We start from the raw sequence: 17,918 nt of genomic DNA, 5'->3' as shown, positions 1-17,918 counted from the left end.
AAGCTGGCTCTCAAAGCTTTGCACAGACTGGCTTATAAATTTTCGGACAGGTCTAATTCATAACTCATCTCTGCAACGCCAAATTTTGCATCAAAACCAATCCTCAGATAGAAAATAGGCATCTCCAGAAATTAAATATGCGTTACCCATAACACTTGTAGAGACGGCAATTTATCGCGTCTCGAAAACCCAAGCGTATTGATTTATAGGCGATCGCTATCTTACGTCAAATTAACTCTGTAATGGAAAATAACCGTTGTCGGTCTATTTTTTGAAGCTTGATTTTTTCAGCGTAGAAAGCCTGATAATACGATTGATATCGCTCTGGTTCCGCTTCTGGATCGGTTTGTTGCCATAGTTCCAAAAAGTGACGATAACGTTTTTCAAGCATAACCAAATCCATGCAAGCGATCGCAGCTTGAACTACTTGCGGAGTCCGAAGTATTTCTTTCTGGTTTTTTTCATTAACATGAAATAAATGGGAAATTAACCCGATCTCACTGTCAAATTCTAAGAACTGATCTTGCAGGCGGGAAATTAAATTTGGTAGAGACGCAAAGTTTTTTGTCTCTCCATCACCGAATGAAATTTCTAAAATCTGTTGCCATAAAAATCGGTGATGGGAAAGGCTAAATTGCAAATCTCGCTCCTCTAGTTCGTCAATAATCGCTTGACGCTGTTCAGGACAATGCAAATAAATTCGCAATAATAGCGCCTCTGCGTGTTCTAAAAGGCTGCGTTCTGTGGGGAGTGGGGAGTTGGAAATGGGAAGTGGAGATTGGCTACCTCCCCATGCTTTCTTTGCTGATACGGGCTTAGAGTATATAGCCGCAGCCGGAGCAATTTGAGTTAGCAGATTTTCGACTCGTAGGGGTATAAGTCTGGTATCTCCCAAACTGAGTATTTCTGCACAATAAGAAACATAATAATTTCGTGTATCGCTGTTAGCTATATTTTTTAGTAATTTGACTAATTGCTGAGTTACTTGCTGAAAATCAGTAGCTTGTTTTAAGTCGCGATCTTTAATAATTTGCTGAATCTGCCAATCTAGCCAAAGTGGGGCATTTTTTAGCAGTTCTCCATAATCTTCTTGGGTATGGCTGTGCAAATATTCATCAGCATCTTTCCCATCGGGTAAATTGAGAATTTTTAGCTGAACTTCGCCTTTGTATGCTAATTCGGCAATTTCACCAATCGCCCGTTCGGTGGCATTAGTTCCGGCTTTATCAGCATCAAAGTTGAGTACTAATTGTTTCGATTCGGTGTAGCGTAATATTAACCGGACTTGTTCTAAACTTAAGGCTGTACCGAGTGAGGCGACAGCATTATTAATACCAGCAGCGTGGAGAGCGATCGCATCAAAATATCCCTCTACTACCACCGCTTGATCGAGTTGGGAAATTCCACCTTTGGCTTGATCCAGGGCAAATAATGTTTTACCTTTACTAAAAAGTTCGGTTTCTGGTGAATTTAGATATTTAGGCTGCTCATCAGTCAGAGTTCTACCACCAAAGGCAATGACGCGCCCTTGAACATCGCGGATGGGAATCATGAGGCGATCGCGAAATACATCATAATAACCGCCTCCTTCCTTGCGTGGCTTAATCAATCCCGCTTTTTCCAGTATTTGCACTGGGTAATGTTTATCTTCCACCAAGTACCGATAGAGAGTTTCCCAACCTGCGGGGGCAAAACCTAAACCAAATTGCTGTATAGTTTCTTCTTTAAATTTGCGGTTAGATTGTAAATATTGAAGTGCCTTTTGCCCTTGAGATTGTCTCAGGGCGTGTTGATAAAACTGTGCTGAGGAAGCGAGAACTTCATATAACTGCTCCCGCAAAGATAGTTGACGCTGTAATTCTTGGCGTTGTTCGGGTTCTAGGGTTTGTACAGGTACTTGGTAACGCCGTGCTAAATCCAGCACCACGTCAGCAAAAGAGCGTTTCCCCAATTCCATGACAAACTTAATGGCATTTCCCCCAGCTTGACAGCCGAAGCAATAGTACATTTGCTTGGTTTGACTGACAGTGAAACTGGGAGATTTCTCGTCATGGAAGGGGCACAAACCGACAAAATCCTTTCCACGTTTGCGTAAAACTACGTGTTCCGAGACGACATCGACAATATCAGCCCGTAATTTAACTTCCTCAATTGTGTCTGGGTGCAAGCGGGGGATTTGCATATCTTAGTCATTAGTCATTGGTCATGAGTCATTAGTCATTAACTTTGGAGAAATAACAAAGGATAAATGACTTTTGGCTTCTGATGGCTATTATATTCTTGTTGCTAGACCAAGAATGATGTATAGAATTGCTTAGACTTAATTTTATCAGAGGAAATACTGAAAATGGGGCGTATTTTTATATCAGCGGCTCATGGAGGCAAAGAAGCGGGAGGAATAGATCAAGGTGCGATCGCGGGTGGTACAAGTGAAGCAAAAGAAATGATTATGCTGCGGGATTTGATTGTCACGGAACTGAGGGCGCGGAGTTTGGAAATTTTAGCGGTTCCTGATGACTTGAGTGCCGCCCAAACTATCACCTGGATCAATTCTCGCGGCCGTCGGGGTGATGTCGCCTTAGAAATTGCAGCTAATGCGGCTAGTAGCCCTTCTGTACGGGGGGCTAGCGTCTTTTTCATTGCTAATAATAGCGATCGCAAGAGTAATGCTGAACAGTTGCTAGTGGGGTTATTGCGCCGCGTACCTCAATTACCAAATCGGGGAGTCAAGCCAGATACAGATAGTGGATTAGGTCGTTTAGCATTCTGTCGTCAGACAACGCTTGCAGCTTTGGTGATACAAGTAGGGTTTCTCAGCAATCCAGAAGATCGGGCTTTGCTGCAAACTCGCCGCCGTGATTTTGCTTTGGGAATTGCCGATGGACTAGTAACTTGGAGTCGCGTGATTGACCCCACTCCTGGAACTCCAACCGAAGCAAATTATCCACCTATTAATATTAATATTAATGGACAAAGTTACACAGAACAAGGAGTTTTAGTTAATGGCAATGCTTACATCCCCATTGATTTAGTAGACCTGCTACGAATTGACCTTTCCAAAGCAGCTAATGTCAATAAAATTACCTATCACAAAATAGTTTATGTCAAAGCGATCGAACTACGAGATTTTAATGTTGCAGTCAGTTGGGATGCGGCGACGCGTACTGTTAGCTTGCGATCGAATTTGGTAGTTTGCCCAGGTCAATTTTCGCGGGTGATGTCAAACGGTACTACTTCCGAAATACAGTTACAACTATTCTTGAGAAATAATAATCAAAATGCTTTAGCCAAGTTTCCTGATATCCCAAAACTTTATCGTGAAGAAGCAGCTATAGAAGGAGTAAACTATGATATTGCCTTTTGCCAAATGTGTGTAGAAACTGGATTTTTACAGTTTGGTGGTGATGTTAAACCTGAGCAAAATAACTTTGCCGGTTTGGGTGCGCTCGGTGGTGGTTCCGAGGCTGCATCTTTTCCAAGTGCCAGAATTGGAGTGAGGGCACACATCCAACATTTGAAAGCTTACGCCAGTTTAGAACCTTTAGTACAAGAAGTAGTAGATCCAAGATTTCGCTTTGTTACACGAGGGATTGCGCCATTAATTGATCAGCTAGCAGGGCGATGGTCAGCAGATTTAGATTATGGTACAAAGATTTCAGCAATGCTCAAACGATTATATGAATCAGCAGGACTTCTTTGAGTACTGTTAGCGGATAGCTAAGGTTTAGCCCGTGCTGAGTAACCCCGCATATAAATCTAGGGGATTGAAGTAAGGATACATTAAAATTGAAAGAAGTGCGACCGCATTTCTTGCTTCTCTCTTCAAATTCTGTGCATATTCATACAAAATTGGTATTAACTAAACCGTATTAGCCTATAAATGAGGTTCATTGGGCTGCTGCTAGTCAAGAAGCGGTAGCCTAAATGAGGAGCATTCCCAGTCTCCGACTGGGAACGAGGTTGGAAATGAATCAAATTACTTTCTTAGATATCTTGCTTATATTCTTCTAACAATTGTGGAATGTGATCGTACCCATCTACACCGATAACTGCAATCATTTTCGGGCGATGTTGTTGTAATAACTTTTGGAAAGCTTCTACCCCTATTTGTCCTTGTAAAATTGTCAGTAATCCTGCTGGTTGACGCCACTCACGAGAAGCAATTTGCTGTAAAAGATACATTCCCAAGCAGCCTGTGTAAACAGTTTTTTCGGAATTTTGTAAATGATAATAAGCTTCTGCTAAATAAGCTAAGTTCCGCCCTTGCAAATACAAATCACCGGAAACCTGTGCCGTTTTAAAGCCATCTTCAAGATATTTAATTGCCGTTTGATGTTCTCCGATTACTAAATAGGCAATTCCTAAGCTGCTCACACATAAGGCTTTACTTTGAATATCGCCTAATTTTTCTGATAATTTTAAACCTTGTTCCAAATAGTTAATTGCGGCTTCATAAGTTTCAGGTTCTAAATTTTCTAGTTCCTGAGCCTGCATAACTTCGCTGTAACCTAAATTTACGAGTGCGTTTGCTTCTCCTGTGCGATCGCCTGCTTGCCGACTCAGTATTAATGCTCGTTGACTACAGTTAATTGCCTCAGCATAATTTTGCTGTTGCACGTAGGTACGGCTGAGGTGGTTGAGATTGGCAATTTCACAGGTGCGATCGCCTGCATTCCTGGCGATCTCTAGTGCCTGCTGATGAAAATCAATTGAGCGCTGGTATTGTCCCAAAGCACGTTGAGAATAGCCTAAAAGTGTCAAAATACGTGCCTTTTCTTGGGTTCCCTCGCCTCGTCGCAGTGGTTCATCCAAATAATCTAGGGCATCTCGTAAATAAGTGCCAGTAAAAGAGGCAAAAATCCCGCCGTAAAAAGGAAAATATGGACGCTGGGCAAAGGTTCGCAATATCTGGAGCATGATTTGAGAACAGGCATCGCTATATACTGTCCCGATACTGCTAAAACCACTTGCTAACTGACTCCAAATCACTGCAAAGGTCAAAAAAGTGGAAATGGACAACTTTGGCCCGGCTTTCACATCGTAAGCTTGTTGGTCAAACCAGTTAATTAGTCCCCGTTGCAAGAACTGTAAAATCAATGCCATTTCCACCCAATCTCTCAGGGTGATACCCCGTTGTCGCTGGGCAAACTCAATTGCTGATTCTTCTCTAGCTAAGGTGCGAAGCAGTGTTTGGGGTAACTCACTACTGAGTTGTTTTGCCCAACTTGCCCAAGGGCCACGTTCTCCTGGTACGCCGCCAAATCCCAGAGATTCTTTTTGTTCGTACATCCAACTGAGCAAGTTGTCTTGCAATCGCTGCCAAGAAGCTAAACCACGGGTAATTCCTTCGGAAAATTGTTGTAAATCAGAATCAGCTTGAGCAAATTGCTGCAATGCTTTTGACAACTGCTGTAGCTGTTGCAAATTTAGTGGATACTTCTGATTGGGGTCAGTAACCCGAATAAATGTCGCCAGACGCTCGTTAGCCGTAGCTGTGGTAATTTCTGTAACTGCGGAGGCGATCGCAACTGTTGCTTTATTTTGCTCTTGCCAGCGTTGCCATTGGCTTTGAATCGTCTTAATGGCTCTCAAACTGCGAGTCGCCTTGGCTTTCTTGAGTTCGTCTTTTTCGCTATCGACTTGGCTTTGGAGGGCATTCAGGCGATCGCTCAAAGCTAGCTCAAAGACTTCCCCTGTCCCGGAAGTGATACCTTTTAACAGCATTTGATACACCTGTTCCACAGAGCTAATTTTGCCCTTGAGGGTGGTTTCGACAATTTCATCGATTAAGGCAAGATAGCGATCGCTTAATGGCAGAGAGTCTGGCACTTTGGCTACTAGGAGAATATCACATCAATTCTAATTCTAGTCTTGACAGCAAAAATGGGAAAAATAATTAGCGGCAAAAAATTTTTCGGTTATTGCAAATATCTACCCTAGTTCTCCCCCATTACTCTCTAAATTCAAATCGCTACAAAACTGATCTTTCATTGCATTGTGCGATCGCCGCGCAATCGCACCCTATTTAGGAACAAGCCAAGATTTATCTCGTTCCCAGTCTCCGACTGGGAATGTCTGTCGTTGAGGCTCCGCCTCTCGAACTCGCGGCAGAGCCGCTTTGAGTTGCATTTCCAGCCTCCGGCTGGAAACGAGGTTTTAAAGGAGTTTTAGCTTAAGTTGATACCAATGAGCAATGCTGTGCCCCGACAAATGGTCTGTATTCTATGCAATTAAGAACCGCTATAGAGTCAGTTTCATTTATTGCTAACTATTAAAAATAGCCCTTTAGGATCAGCTAAAGGGCTATTTTTAATATATGCTGTCATGAGTTTTTATCTATTGATTAGGAAACAACTGTTGTCCGAGCTTGCTTGCGATCTTCAGGCTTTCTTTTGTCCTAGAGTTGAGCTTTTTCTTGTTCAAAGATGTAGCGGTCGTTTGGTTGACAGATAGTAGATTACTTCGATACCGATGGCTACTCCCACCATGAATATTAAAACCCAGACAGTTTGTGGATCTGTTTGCAAAGCAAACCAAATTAACATTCCTAGTGCCACCAAACATATTCCAGCACCTAGAAGTGAAATCCACTGCTTGCTTTTCGTATAACCATGCATACGAGCATTAGCTAAATTAACCGCAGCAAATATCAAGAGAAACCCAGCACTACCCATCGTTGAGATCCGATTTATATCACAGAAGTTGGCGATAATCAGAGTAATACTACTAGTAATAAATAAGCCTATTGAAGATTGGTCATAGCCATTTATTTGGCTACCAGGGTCAAACCCTCTAGATTGAGCAATAACAGTGCTAAAACGAGATGAGCCGTACAGTGTTGCGTTACTAGCCGAGAGAGTTGATAGCAGAGCGGCAATAGTAATCAAAACAGATCCCAATTGCCCCATAATTGGTTTGGCAACTTCAGCCAAAGTATAGTCTTTTGCTGCCAAAATCTGTTCTATTGGTTCTGCTCCTAATGTCACCAGTGCGATTAAAACGTAAAGCAAAATAACGAACCCGATTACAGAGTAATAAACTCGTGGCAAAGTGTATTTGGGATTGACAAGATCCTCTGCTGTATTGGCGATTAGCTCAAAGCCTTCATAAGACAAGAAAATCACCATTGCTCCAGCAAAAATTGACTGTAGCGACGATACTGAAGCTGGTTCTAGATGGGAAATGTTGATGTGACTGCTCCCCATAATAATGAACAGTATTAAAATTCCCAGTTTGAAGCTGACAATCCAGATTTGAGATTTCCCAATATAATTGGCAGTTAGTAGATTTAGTCCAGTTGTCCCTAAAATTGCCAAGCTAATCAGTAAGTGCTTCCAAATAGGTTGAGTAGATGTTGCGAACAGGCTAACTCCATAACTACCAAAAGCTTGCAAGTAAAAGGAAAGCATAACTACATAGCTAAACCATAGTAGAAGATTCAGTGTCCCACTAAACAGCCCTAAACCAAAAGCCTGGTTTAAGAAGGTTACTGTCCCGCCTCGACATGGATGAGCTACCGAAAGTTGGGCATAAGCATAAGTAGTTATCAAAGCTATTGTCCCTGCGATCACAAATGCTAGTGGTGCGCCTACATCAGCTATTTGGATTGCAACTCCAATCGCTGGAAAAAGCCCACCAACAATGCCTCCTACACCCAATGCCCACACAGACCAAAAACCTATTTTTTTGTTTGACACCTGTAACCTCTTTAAGAATAGATAGTCTTATAGTCGTTGACTAGCACGCAGATAATCAAGCTGAACAATGTTATTAGGCATTGAGCCAAGATAGAGGTATTTATTAATTGATAACTCTTCGTAATCACTCTTGAGTAGCGTGACTATCAACGGAATTATAGGCATCGTGGCGTAGTAAACTGTCCATAGTATATCGCTTACACCGGACACTACTAGCGAGAATAAATGAGGCTCCCACTCCCAACTCGTCTACCGTAGCAAGCATTACAGGTCTAAAGAATACGTTACACCAAGTGAGGTGCGATCGCTCCTCAATGCCGCACCAGATCGCAAAGCTCGTCCATACGGCTCTCGTGTCGCCCACCCCACAAGAGTTAATTGAATATTTGTTTATTTTGAAGTCCCTAATTCAATTCACATTAACGCGACTGACCAAAATAGTTTTATGATTCTCTACGAAAGCATATTGTGAAATTACCAAAAAATTCTCAAGCTCATTCGGAAAGATGGTGAATGGTCAATCACCTAAACCTGATTCCAAGGTCAAATAAAGTGCAGGGAGATGAACAAGTATGGCTGAACATGTATTTCATGACCAACTGAGTCTAGAGGAACAAACTGAAAAACTTGGAAAGCAAGCATTAAGCTTGGGTTTGATTCCCAGCTTTGTGGTGCATTACTTTCCCGATACCTGGGTATTTTATATCCCTAATGAAAGTCAATCCGAACCGCTGACACCAGAAGAAGCATACTTTCGTTTAAAGCAACTGGTTAAACAGTAGATATTTTGACAACAGATTTTTGAAAATAACGGCTAGGCACTGCAATTATTGAGTCACAGTAATTATGGCGAAACCAGCAATTTTAACCGTCGATGATGATCCAGAGGTGCTGCAAGCAGTGTCACGAGACTTACGGCATCAGTATGGCGATCGCTTCCGTATTGTCCGGGCAGATTCCGGTATTACTGCTTTGGATGTGCTGCAACAACTCAAATTACGGAATGAAGCTGTTGCCCTATTCTTGGTAGATCAACGTATGCCTCAGATGGGAGGTGTGGAGTTCCTAGAACAGGCAAAAAGCATTTTTCCCGATGCGAAACGTGCCTTGTTGACAGCCTATGCAGATACGGATGCTGCTATTAAATCAATTAATAGTGCCAGACTTGATTATTACTTACTCAAGCCCTGGAATCCACCAGAAGAGAAGCTATATCCGGTTTTAGATGATTTGCTAGATGACTGGCTAGCTGGATTCCGCCCACCATTTGAAGGGATTCGAGTCATTGGTAATCGCTGGTCGCCTTTTTCACATCAGGCGAAAGATTTCCTAGCACGTAACCAGATTCCATTTAAGTGGTTAGATATTGAACTAGAACCAGAGGCGGCAAAACTGGTGGAATACGCCCAAGCTGATTGTAGACAACAATTGCCCTTGGTGCTGTTTCCCGATGGTTCCCGGTTAATTCAACCATCTAATTTAGAGATTGCTGCCAAAATTGGACTGCAAACTCAAGCAGAGCGTCCCTTTTATGATTTGGCGATCGTGGGTGCTGGCCCTGCCGGACTGGCTGCCGCCGTCTATGGCGCTTCTGAGGGATTGAGTACTGTCTTAATTGAGCGGGAAGCGCCAGGAGGACAAGCTGGCACGAGTTCGCGGATTGAGAACTATTTGGGGTTTCCTATTGGCTTGAGTGGCAATGATTTGGCAAGGCGGGGAGTCACCCAAGCGCGGCGATTTGGCGTAGAGATTCTCACACCTCAAGTAGTAACTGGAGTGAGGCTGGAAGATCCTTATCGGATTCTGCAATTGGCAGATGGTAGCGAGATTAGTTGCCATGCGCTTTTAGTCGCAACTGGGGTTTCCTATCGCTGGCTAAATGTACCAGGAGCCGAAAAGCTTACAGGGGCAGGAATTTACTACGGTGCTGCCATGACTGAAGCGATCGCCTGTAGCAATGAAGAGGTTTATCTGGTAGGCGGGGCAAACTCTGCTGGACAAGCAGCAATGCACTTTTGTAAGTATGCCAGCAAAGTGATTATGCTGGTGCGGGGTGAGTCACTAGCATCAACTATGTCCCAATACTTAATTGACCAAATTGCCGCGACTGAAAATATCCAAGTTTGCACAAGTTGTAGCGTTGTGGAAGTGAAGGGAGAGGAACATTTAGAAGCAATTGTGATTACCCACGCCAAGACAGGACAAACTGAAACCGTGTCAGCGCGATCGCTGTTTATTTTCATCGGTGCTAGCCCTAAAACAGATTGGCTCGATGGCATTATTCAACGCGATGCTCACGGGTTTGTCATCACAGGGCCAGACTTAATACATAATGGCAAATCTGCCCCAGGTTGGAATTTGGAACGCTCTCCTTTTTTGCTAGAAACCAACATTCCAGGCATCTTCGCAGCTGGAGATGTCCGTTATGGATCAGTTAAGCGCGTGGCATCCGGTGTGGGAGAAGGTTCGATCGCCATTCAATTCGTTCACCGCTATCTGGGTAATGTTTAGCTAGAGCGAGAAAAACCATATACTTGCAAACCTCTCCCCTGCCTCCCCTGCTCCCCTGCCCCCCTGCTCCCCTGCCCCCTGCCCCCTGCTCCCCTGCTCCCCCGCCCCCCTGCCCCCTCAAGGAGGTTCATTGATGTTATGTGTTGAAGAATTAATCAACTTAGACCCATTTCAACAGCTTCCTAAAGAGCGGTTGGAGTGGGTTTGCGATCGCGCTCAAACAGTTGAACTTTCGGCCGGAGCAGTGTTGTCCTATGAGGGAGACCCTGTATGTCGCTTATTTATCTTAGTCAAAGGTAAAATCAACATCACCCGTCGCAGTGAAGGAGTTGAAATTCCCATCGGGCAACACGAAGCCCCATCTTTTTTTGGTGAAATTCCCGTACTCACTGATGAACCCGCACCTGTGACAATGCGGGCATTGACAAATTGTCACATTTATGAGGTAAAGGGAGAAGACTTCCGTAAACTGCTGCATGAATGTCGTGATTTTGAGCGGATGGTTTTCCGAATTATGCAGCGTCGTGTCCGGGGGCTAGAGTCTTTTATTCGTGGGCGGGAAAAGATGGCAGCTTTAGGGACACTTGCCGCCGGTTTAGCTCATGAACTCAATAACCCAGCTGCCGCCCTGGTTCGGACTTTAGGAGAAATGCCAGCCGCCATCTTAGAGTTACAACGAATGAACTTAGTTTATGGGCAACGCAATGTTGACGAAGCCCATACTCAACACTGGTTGAGAGTACGCGATCAAGGCCATGATGCAATTTTCAATAATCGTGTAGATCCGGTGACATTAAGCGATCGCGAAACCATATTACTGGAATGGTTAGAAGACTATGGTGTAAAACAAGCCTGGAAAATAGCAGAACCTTTAGCGGAAGGTGGTGTTGAGATTGAAACCTTAGAGCAACTCATGGAACGTTGGCGCAACGACAACACGGAATTGCGAGAAATGGGATTGCACTGGCTAGCGCTTTCCTTTGAAGTCATGTCAATGATTAAACATGGTTTGCGAGGATCTGAGAGGATTTCTGAACTTGTGCAAGCAATGAAGTCTTATTCTTACCTCGATCAAGGCATTCAGCAAGAAGTAGATATACATCAAGGCTTGGAAGATACCTTGCGATTGTTTGCCCATAAACTCAAAAGCGGTGTGCAAGTGCAACGCAATTACGATCGAGGTCTGCCGAAAATTCTTGCCTACGGTAGTGAATTAAATCAAGTGTGGACGAACTTAATTGACAACGCCATTGATGCAATGGATGGTAAAGGATTGCTGGAAATTAAAACTTGGCATTGCGATCGCTATGCTCATATTGACATTATCGACTCTGGCAGTGGAATTCCACTGGAAATTAAAACGCGCATTTTTGAACCCTTCTTCACCACCAAATCAGTAGGACATGGATCGGGATTAGGTTTAGAAACTACTCGCCGGATTGTAGAAAATCGCCATCACGGTACACTCTCATTTGAATCGCAGCCGGGTAGAACTTGTTTTACCATCTGCTTACCTTTGACATCTTGAAGGAGGCAGGGAGCAGGGGAGGTAGGGGAGGAAATTACTTTCTCGTCTCTCTGGCAATTCTCTGGCAATTACTGGGCAATGTTGAGTTACGGAATGTTACGTTTGGGTACAGTCGTGTGGAAGCTCCGTTGATTGAGAATTTGAGCTTGATTGTCAAGCCTGGGCAAAGAATAGCGCTTGTGGAGGGAAGTGGTTCTGGTAAATCTACAGTTGCTAAATTAATTCGCGGGCTTTATCTACCTTGGCAGGGGGAAATCTGCTTTGATGGTGTAGAGCGATCACAAATCAAGCATAATATCAAGTTTGAGAACAAATCACAGTCAAATACTTTTCAAACATCCTCTTATAGCTCAATACGCTTGGGTTAAGGGTTATTGGTGTGGATAATTGGTCTTTCAAGACGCGATAAATCGCGTCTCTACATCAGGGTTTTGTTGCTAATTCTGAACTGTATTGTCTTAATTCTGACTCCTGAATTCTGACTCCTGAATTCTTCTTCAATGAAAGTATTGATTCTCAAGTATAGACATAATTACTAACGAATAATACTTATCTTTTTGCCTCAAAGCTTCTCGCAAAACTCCTTCATTCTGAAAGCCGACCGATTGATAAACATGTCTAGCACGTTGATTGTGTTCAAAGACATCTAACCAAAAACGATGAGCATTATACTCTTCAAAAACCTTTTTCAGGATAATTCTTAACGCACGCTTGCCGTATCCTCGTCCTGGTGCAGCAATGATAATTCGAGTTAATTCAATACTCTTGTTTGGTGATTGTAGCCCAGACAAAATAGCATAGCCTTGTGTCTCTCCTGAACTATTTTCAATCATTAAATAATGTTTGTCAGCAAAGTGCAAGTTTCTGCTGTGTTCTTCTCGGCTCCAGCAGATGATCAGGTCTTTGAATTCATCTCTATTTTCTTGAGTGAGGATAAAGTCTATATCGTTTAGGTTAGCAGAACGTAATTTTATCATCAAAAAAATTCTGTTATATTCAGCCGGGATACAATAGTTTTTTATATCTTTTTCCACTCGTCAAACTCACATCGATTTACCTTCAGTGAATCCTCTTCCCCAACCATACTCACTTCAAGCAAATGAACCATTACTGTTGGATAACTCACAAACTGTCTGGATAGTGCAGTCTGGAACATTGGCGGTGTTTGCCACTGGAGTTAAAAACAGTTTACCAAAGGAACATCGCCGCTATTTGTTTCATGTCAATACTGGTGAAGCCTTATTACCGTTAGCGGCCAAATGTTCTCAACGGTAGGTTTAGCCAGTTTACAGACTCATTTTTTTCACTACTTAGGGGTTGCTGAAAAAGTCATAAAAAAGCAATCTTAAGGGTTGAGTAATTATTTAAGCAAGGTTAAAGATAAGTTTTTGTTGCCTATAGCTTGCAAAATCATAACGCTCAATTATACCCATCTCTAAAAAAGGTCTATTTTTGAAAAATAGACATAAAAAGGCACAAAAAACCCCTGACAGGTGAGTAGAAAGATTCATTACTAAAAAAGTAATAGCAATTGCTGTTTGAGAAGTATGAGACAGTTTCGCCATCACTCTACCCAGGCTAAATCTTCTTTTAGCTTGTCCAAACTTTCCCTCAATAGAATTACGAATCCTTTCATCTGATAATGCTTGCTTCTTTTTTTCTTTACTCACATTGGCTGGAGGTCTACCTAAAGGGGAACCACTAATTCTAATACCTCGTTCTTTGCACCAAGCTCGGTTCTCTCTGGCGCTCGCACAGCGTTAGCGAGTCCGTAAGCGTCTTCGGTTTTTTTTTCAGACTCTTGAGAAGATGTTGCTTCTAGCATTTTCTTCACCATTTTTCGATTCACTTTGTTAACTAGGTCAGCACTAATTCTTTCCCGAAAATGTACTAACATTGATGAGTCAAATGGATTTTCATTACTATAAGAATACATCCCTATAAAATACTGGAGATCAGGGTTCTCCTTAATTTGTTCTACTGTTTCTCTATCGCTTATACCTAACTTTTCTTTAATTATTAATGCCCCTAATGCCATCCGAAATAGCTTTGGTGGCGCTCCCATCTCTATAGAGAATTCGTCAGAATATCCGTCTTCAAATTTTGCCCAGGGTATTAACGATGCCAGAAGTACCCAACGATTATCTGATGATAACTTGCCTGAAAACGGAAATTCAAAGTTCTCTGGTGAGATTGGATTTTGCCCCTGTTTTCGGTACATGGTTACAAACAGCACACTTCTGTACTGCTGGTCGCGGTTATGCAAGGATTTTGGGCTATTGTATCCTCAAGTCTTGCACCTGAATATACTTCTTTGGTCAGATAATCTATATACTGTGAGCTTCTCTTTCTTTTTCAGCAAGCCCTACTTAAATTTGCTGGCAAATAAATAAGTAGAAGCATAATTTCGGCAGTTTCAAGAACGCGAACAATTTAATCAGCAAGTCATAGAGACAGCACTTTCTGACTTAGCAACAGTCTTGCAGCCGCAACAAGAGACGGTTTTCTTTCAATATTGGGTTTCGTTCCTCAACCATATTATGTAGCAACGCTACGATTTCCCTTTCGGAATTGACCCTTCAATTCCCTCAACATACCAATCCATCGCTAGTTGTCTCCGATCATCCAACACCTTACCCTTTGGCACTCGCATTACCCCTTTTTGGTCTTTCACCGGGCCATTAAAAGGGTGTGCAGTACCCTGAATAAACTCATCGCGCTTCGCATACACTAGTTGTTGCACATCAGCCGGAATCGCCTCATTCATCGGGGAAATATCCACCATTCCTTGACCAATGCCATCCCAAACCTCTTGAGACTTCCAAGTATTACTCATTACAGCTAAAGCTTTATCTGTATAGAATTTGCCCCATTTATTAACAGCTGATGTCAGGTGGGCTTTTTGGCCAAACTTACTCATATCAGTGTTGTAGCCAAAAGCATAAATACCTTTTTCCTCAGCCAACTGGATAACAGCACTAGAGTCGGTATGTTGTGTTAATATATCTGCACCTAAATTGACCAAAGCTTGAGCCGCATCTCTTTCTTTAGCTGGATCGTACCAACTTTGCACCCAAAGTACCTTAACTTTTGCTTGGGGATTTGTTAGCCGTACACCTTGAGTAAATGCACTGATTCCTCGGATTACTTCTGGAATTGGGTATGCGCCAATAAAACCGACTACATTTGATTTTGTCATCTTGCCAGCAATCATGCCGGTTAAGTAACGCGGTTCTTCAAAGCGTCCCAGATAAGTGCCAACATTGGTAGCACGTTTGTATCCTGTACAGTGTTCAAAGACAACATCACTAAAGTCTTTGGCAACTTTAATTGTTGGGTTCATGTACCCAAAGGAAGTTGTAAAAATCAACTTGTTACCATCTAATGCTAATTGGCGAATCACCCTTTCAGCGTCAGCACCTTCTTTGACATTTTCAACAAAGGTAGTTTTTACCTTACCTTGAAGATTGGCTTCCATGTCTCTGCGACCTAAATCATGGGCATAAGTCCAGCCAAAATCACCCACAGAGTCCACATAAACAAATCCCACCTTGAGAGGTTCATTGACTGCCACTGACGACGCTAAGGAAGACGCCTCACCCTGCGATTTGGTGGAGTTTCTGCCTTGAATACAACTAGTTAAGGCAAAGCTAGATCCTGCTAAAGTGAGATACTTTAGAAAATTCCGACGATCCATATTTTATCTATGGGGTTTAGTTGGTGAAAAAGATTTTTCTGATTTCTAGTCATGACAGCCACACTCCACACTATTGACTTAATTTTAGCTCTTGTTTTTTGCCTTAAACTTACTAAACAATGGTTGAATTGGGCATTGGACATGGGACATGAGAAATGTGGACAAGTGAGACAATGAGGATAAGGAGGATAAAGAAAACAAGAAAAGAGTTTCTTTTCCAATTCCCAATTTTCTTAATCTGGAGGTTTTGAATGAATTTATTTGAGCTTTTAGTGGGGGAAGACAATCATCCAGCCCTAGTTACGGCTGAGGGGCGATCGCTAACTTATAAGCAATTGCGCGACAATGTTGTTGGACTAGTAACCCAACTCAACAGCTTTGGATTGAAACGGGGAGAACGTATTGCCATTGCAATGAGTAACGGTTCACCAATGGCGATTACCTTCTTGGCGGCTGCTTTATGTGGCACTGCTGCACCCTTAAATCCCAAATACAAGCAAGAAGAATTTGCCTTTTATTACCAGGATATCCAAGCAAAAGCACTGATTACGTTATCTGAGGGGCCAGAAACAGCCATTGCTGCTGTCACACCCGATATGATACTGATTAATGCCAAGGTAAACACTGACGGTACATTAAGCTTTGAATTAGTCAAAGAGAGACTTCCCCCCTGCTCCCCGCCCCCTGGTCCCTTGCCTCAGTCTGATGATATAGCGATGATTCTCCATACTAGCGGCACTACGAGTCGTCCCAAGCGTGTGCCAATTCGTCATCGCAACTTAATCGCTTCAGCCAACAACTTCATTGGTGCTTACTCACTCACAGCCGCAGATACGACACTTTGTCTAATGCCCCTGTTCCATATTCACGGGTTGGTGGGCTGTTTGCTGGCAACTCTGGCATCGGGCGGTACACTAGTTTGTCCCAATGGTTTCAATGCCCTAGAGTTTTGGAAACTGGTAGATACCTACAAACCCACCTGGTACTCCGCAGCGCCAACTATGCACCAGACAATTTTGGCACGCGCTAGCCGCAACACAGAAATTGTTAAAGCTAATCGCTTTCGTTTTATTCGCTCTAGTAGCGCTACTTTGCCCCCGATTATCATTGAACAGCTAGAGGCAACTCTGAATGCTCCGGTGGTAGAAGCTTATAGCATGACTGAAGCATCTCACTTAATGACCACTAATCCCCTACCGCCAAAAGTCAGGAAACCGGGTACTGTAGGTTATGGCTTCGGTGTCGAAGTAGGGATTATGGACTCTGAAGGCAACCTATTATCTCAGGGAAGCTTGGGTGAAGTAGTGGTAAAAGCACCCAATGTTATAGATGGCTACGAAAATAATCCAGAAGCTAACGCCACCGCTTTTGTAAACGGTTGGTTCCGCACAGGAGATCAGGGTACTGTGGACGAAGACGGCTATCTCCGCCTGACTGGACGCATTAAAGAATTGATTAACCGAGGTGGGGAAAAAATTTCTCCTTTAGAAGTGGATGATGTCTTGTTGCGTCATCCCGCAGTCGCCGAAGCCTTAGCTTTTGCTGTCCCCCACAAATCTTTAGGAGAAGATATCCACGCCGCTGTAGTTCTGAAAGCAGAAGTTAGCGAAAAAGAACTTTTAATTCACTGTTCAACCATGCTGGCAGACTTCAAAGTTCCTAAACAAGTTCATATTTTAGATCAACTACCTCGTGGTGCTACTGGGAAACTACAACGGTTGGCGATGGCGAAATTGTTGAATATCGGGGTGTAGGGAGTGGCGAGAAAGATGGCGCTGTTCAAAAATCTCGCAAGCTGAGATGTTCATAATGAATCATAAAAATTCAAGCTTTAAGAACTATTCTTAAAACTAATTCTGAGCTAGCGTCATTGTTGCTACCACTACTAGATGAAGAAATAAGTAAACTGTTGGAAAATTTGGAAGAAGTATAAAAATGAAAACCAAATACGAACGGGAACAGTTAATTAATACAATCAACGTACTGTTAAATCAAGCTTATGACAGTACCCTAGATGAGATTTACGCATCACTTATAAAAATCGAAAAGGAAGAGGAAGAAGAAGATTTAAGAGCCTATTATGCTGCCAAAAGTGATGTAGAAAATAATAGTCTTATTGCATGGGGCGACATTAAAAAGGAAATCGCTAACGAAGGAAAAAAGGACGTAGCGTGATTTACACAGTTAAATTTACCAAAGGTGCTAGAAAAATGTTTAGACAACTATCTCAAGAATTACAAGACCGCATACAACCCAAAATAGATGAATTGGCTATAGAACCACGCCCCAATGGAGTTAAAAAGTTATAAGGTGAAGAAAATTCATATCGAATTAGAGTAGGCGATTATCGAGTTATATACGAGATTTTCGATGATGTTTTATTGGTAAAAATTGTAGATGTTGGACATCGTAGCAAGGTTTATAAATGACCAACCCCCTACCGCGCCAATCTGCTCACCATCAAAGCAACCATTAATCAACGCCT

13 protein-coding genes and 3 pseudogenes are annotated in these 17,918 nt (G+C 42.7%); 9 read left to right on the top strand and 7 right to left on the bottom strand.

Annotation, left to right across the window (positions count from 1 at the left end; all coding sequences use genetic code 11):
• Window positions 1–226: 226 nt before the first annotated feature.
• Entirely contained in the window at window positions 227–2,182 is a 1,956-nt protein-coding gene (gene dnaG / locus HWQ39_RS02140) for a DNA primase (protein ID WP_292840898.1), read from the bottom strand.
• 165 nt (window positions 2,183–2,347) lie between these two features.
• On the opposite strand from dnaG, the gene HWQ39_RS02135 reads away from it, so the two are divergent.
• A complete protein-coding gene (locus tag HWQ39_RS02135; RefSeq protein ID WP_292840895.1) occupies window positions 2,348–3,700 on the top strand; it encodes an N-acetylmuramoyl-L-alanine amidase in 1,353 nt (450 codons plus the stop codon).
• A gap of 284 nt (window positions 3,701–3,984) precedes the next feature.
• Here HWQ39_RS02135 and HWQ39_RS02130 read toward each other — a convergent pair whose 3' ends face one another.
• The 3 genes from HWQ39_RS02130 to HWQ39_RS02120 all read right to left on the bottom strand — a co-directional run bounded on the left by HWQ39_RS02130 (window position 3,985) and on the right by HWQ39_RS02120 (window position 8,061).
• Entirely contained in the window at window positions 3,985–5,829 is a 1,845-nt protein-coding gene (locus HWQ39_RS02130) for a tetratricopeptide repeat protein (protein WP_292840892.1), read from the bottom strand.
• A gap of 590 nt (window positions 5,830–6,419) precedes the next feature.
• A complete protein-coding gene (locus HWQ39_RS02125; RefSeq protein WP_292840889.1) occupies window positions 6,420–7,697 on the bottom strand; it encodes an APC family permease in 1,278 nt (425 codons plus the stop codon).
• Window positions 7,698–7,821: 124 nt separating this feature from the next.
• Entirely contained in the window at window positions 7,822–8,061 is a 240-nt protein-coding gene (locus tag HWQ39_RS02120) for a hypothetical protein (RefSeq protein ID WP_292840886.1), read from the bottom strand.
• Window positions 8,062–8,269: 208 nt separating this feature from the next.
• Here HWQ39_RS02120 and HWQ39_RS02115 point away from each other — a divergent pair, with 208 nt between their 5' ends.
• From HWQ39_RS02115 to HWQ39_RS02100, 4 genes and pseudogenes are all read left to right on the top strand, one after another.
• The gene (locus HWQ39_RS02115) at window positions 8,270–8,479 is read left to right on the top strand and encodes a hypothetical protein (protein WP_292840883.1); all 210 of its coding nucleotides are present in this window, start codon (window positions 8,270–8,272) and stop codon (window positions 8,477–8,479) included.
• Window positions 8,480–8,543: 64 nt separating this feature from the next.
• A complete protein-coding gene (locus HWQ39_RS02110) occupies window positions 8,544–10,208 on the top strand; it encodes an FAD-dependent oxidoreductase (RefSeq protein ID WP_292840880.1) in 1,665 nt (554 codons plus the stop codon).
• 133 nt (window positions 10,209–10,341) lie between these two features.
• Window positions 10,342–11,736, top strand: a complete 1,395-nt coding sequence (locus HWQ39_RS02105) for an ATP-binding protein (RefSeq protein WP_292840877.1) — start codon at window positions 10,342–10,344, stop codon at window positions 11,734–11,736.
• A gap of 59 nt (window positions 11,737–11,795) precedes the next feature.
• Window positions 11,796–12,023 (top strand): annotated as a pseudogene (locus HWQ39_RS02100) (ATP-binding cassette domain-containing protein); the annotation flags it as partial.
• Between the two features lie 210 nt (window positions 12,024–12,233).
• Here the strand turns inward: HWQ39_RS02100 and HWQ39_RS02095 are convergent.
• Window positions 12,234–12,770 carry a GNAT family protein gene (locus HWQ39_RS02095; protein WP_292840874.1) on the bottom strand — a complete coding sequence of 179 codons (537 nt, stop codon included), beginning with the start codon at window positions 12,768–12,770 and terminating at the stop codon, window positions 12,234–12,236.
• A gap of 28 nt (window positions 12,771–12,798) precedes the next feature.
• Between HWQ39_RS02095 and HWQ39_RS02090 the strand changes: the two genes are divergently transcribed.
• Window positions 12,799–13,011 carry a hypothetical protein gene (locus HWQ39_RS02090; protein ID WP_292840871.1) on the top strand — a complete coding sequence of 71 codons (213 nt, stop codon included), beginning with the start codon at window positions 12,799–12,801 and terminating at the stop codon, window positions 13,009–13,011.
• Between the two features lie 89 nt (window positions 13,012–13,100).
• Here the strand turns inward: HWQ39_RS02090 and HWQ39_RS02085 are convergent.
• Window positions 13,101–13,957 (bottom strand): annotated as a pseudogene (locus HWQ39_RS02085) (transposase).
• A 330-nt stretch (window positions 13,958–14,287) separates the two neighbouring features.
• A complete protein-coding gene (locus HWQ39_RS02080; protein ID WP_292840868.1) occupies window positions 14,288–15,433 on the bottom strand; it encodes a BMP family ABC transporter substrate-binding protein in 1,146 nt (381 codons plus the stop codon).
• A gap of 251 nt (window positions 15,434–15,684) precedes the next feature.
• Here HWQ39_RS02080 and HWQ39_RS02075 point away from each other — a divergent pair, with 251 nt between their 5' ends.
• The 3 genes and pseudogenes from HWQ39_RS02075 to HWQ39_RS02065 all read left to right on the top strand — a co-directional run bounded on the left by HWQ39_RS02075 (window position 15,685) and on the right by HWQ39_RS02065 (window position 17,862).
• Window positions 15,685–17,187, top strand: coding sequence for an acyl--CoA ligase (locus tag HWQ39_RS02075; RefSeq protein WP_292840866.1), 1,503 nt, complete (start codon window positions 15,685–15,687; stop codon window positions 17,185–17,187).
• A gap of 181 nt (window positions 17,188–17,368) precedes the next feature.
• Window positions 17,369–17,608 carry a hypothetical protein gene (locus HWQ39_RS02070; protein WP_292840863.1) on the top strand — a complete coding sequence of 80 codons (240 nt, stop codon included), beginning with the start codon at window positions 17,369–17,371 and terminating at the stop codon, window positions 17,606–17,608.
• Window positions 17,605–17,862 (top strand): annotated as a pseudogene (locus HWQ39_RS02065) (type II toxin-antitoxin system RelE/ParE family toxin). The gene HWQ39_RS02070 and the pseudogene HWQ39_RS02065 overlap by 4 nt, the downstream one beginning before the upstream one ends.
• Window positions 17,863–17,918 lie beyond the last annotated feature (56 nt).

Source organism: Nostoc sp. NMS8 (assembly GCF_017115045.1).
Lineage (GTDB): Bacteria > Cyanobacteriota > Cyanobacteriia > Cyanobacteriales > Nostocaceae > Nostoc.
This window is presented reverse-complemented; position numbering and strand designations above follow the sequence as displayed.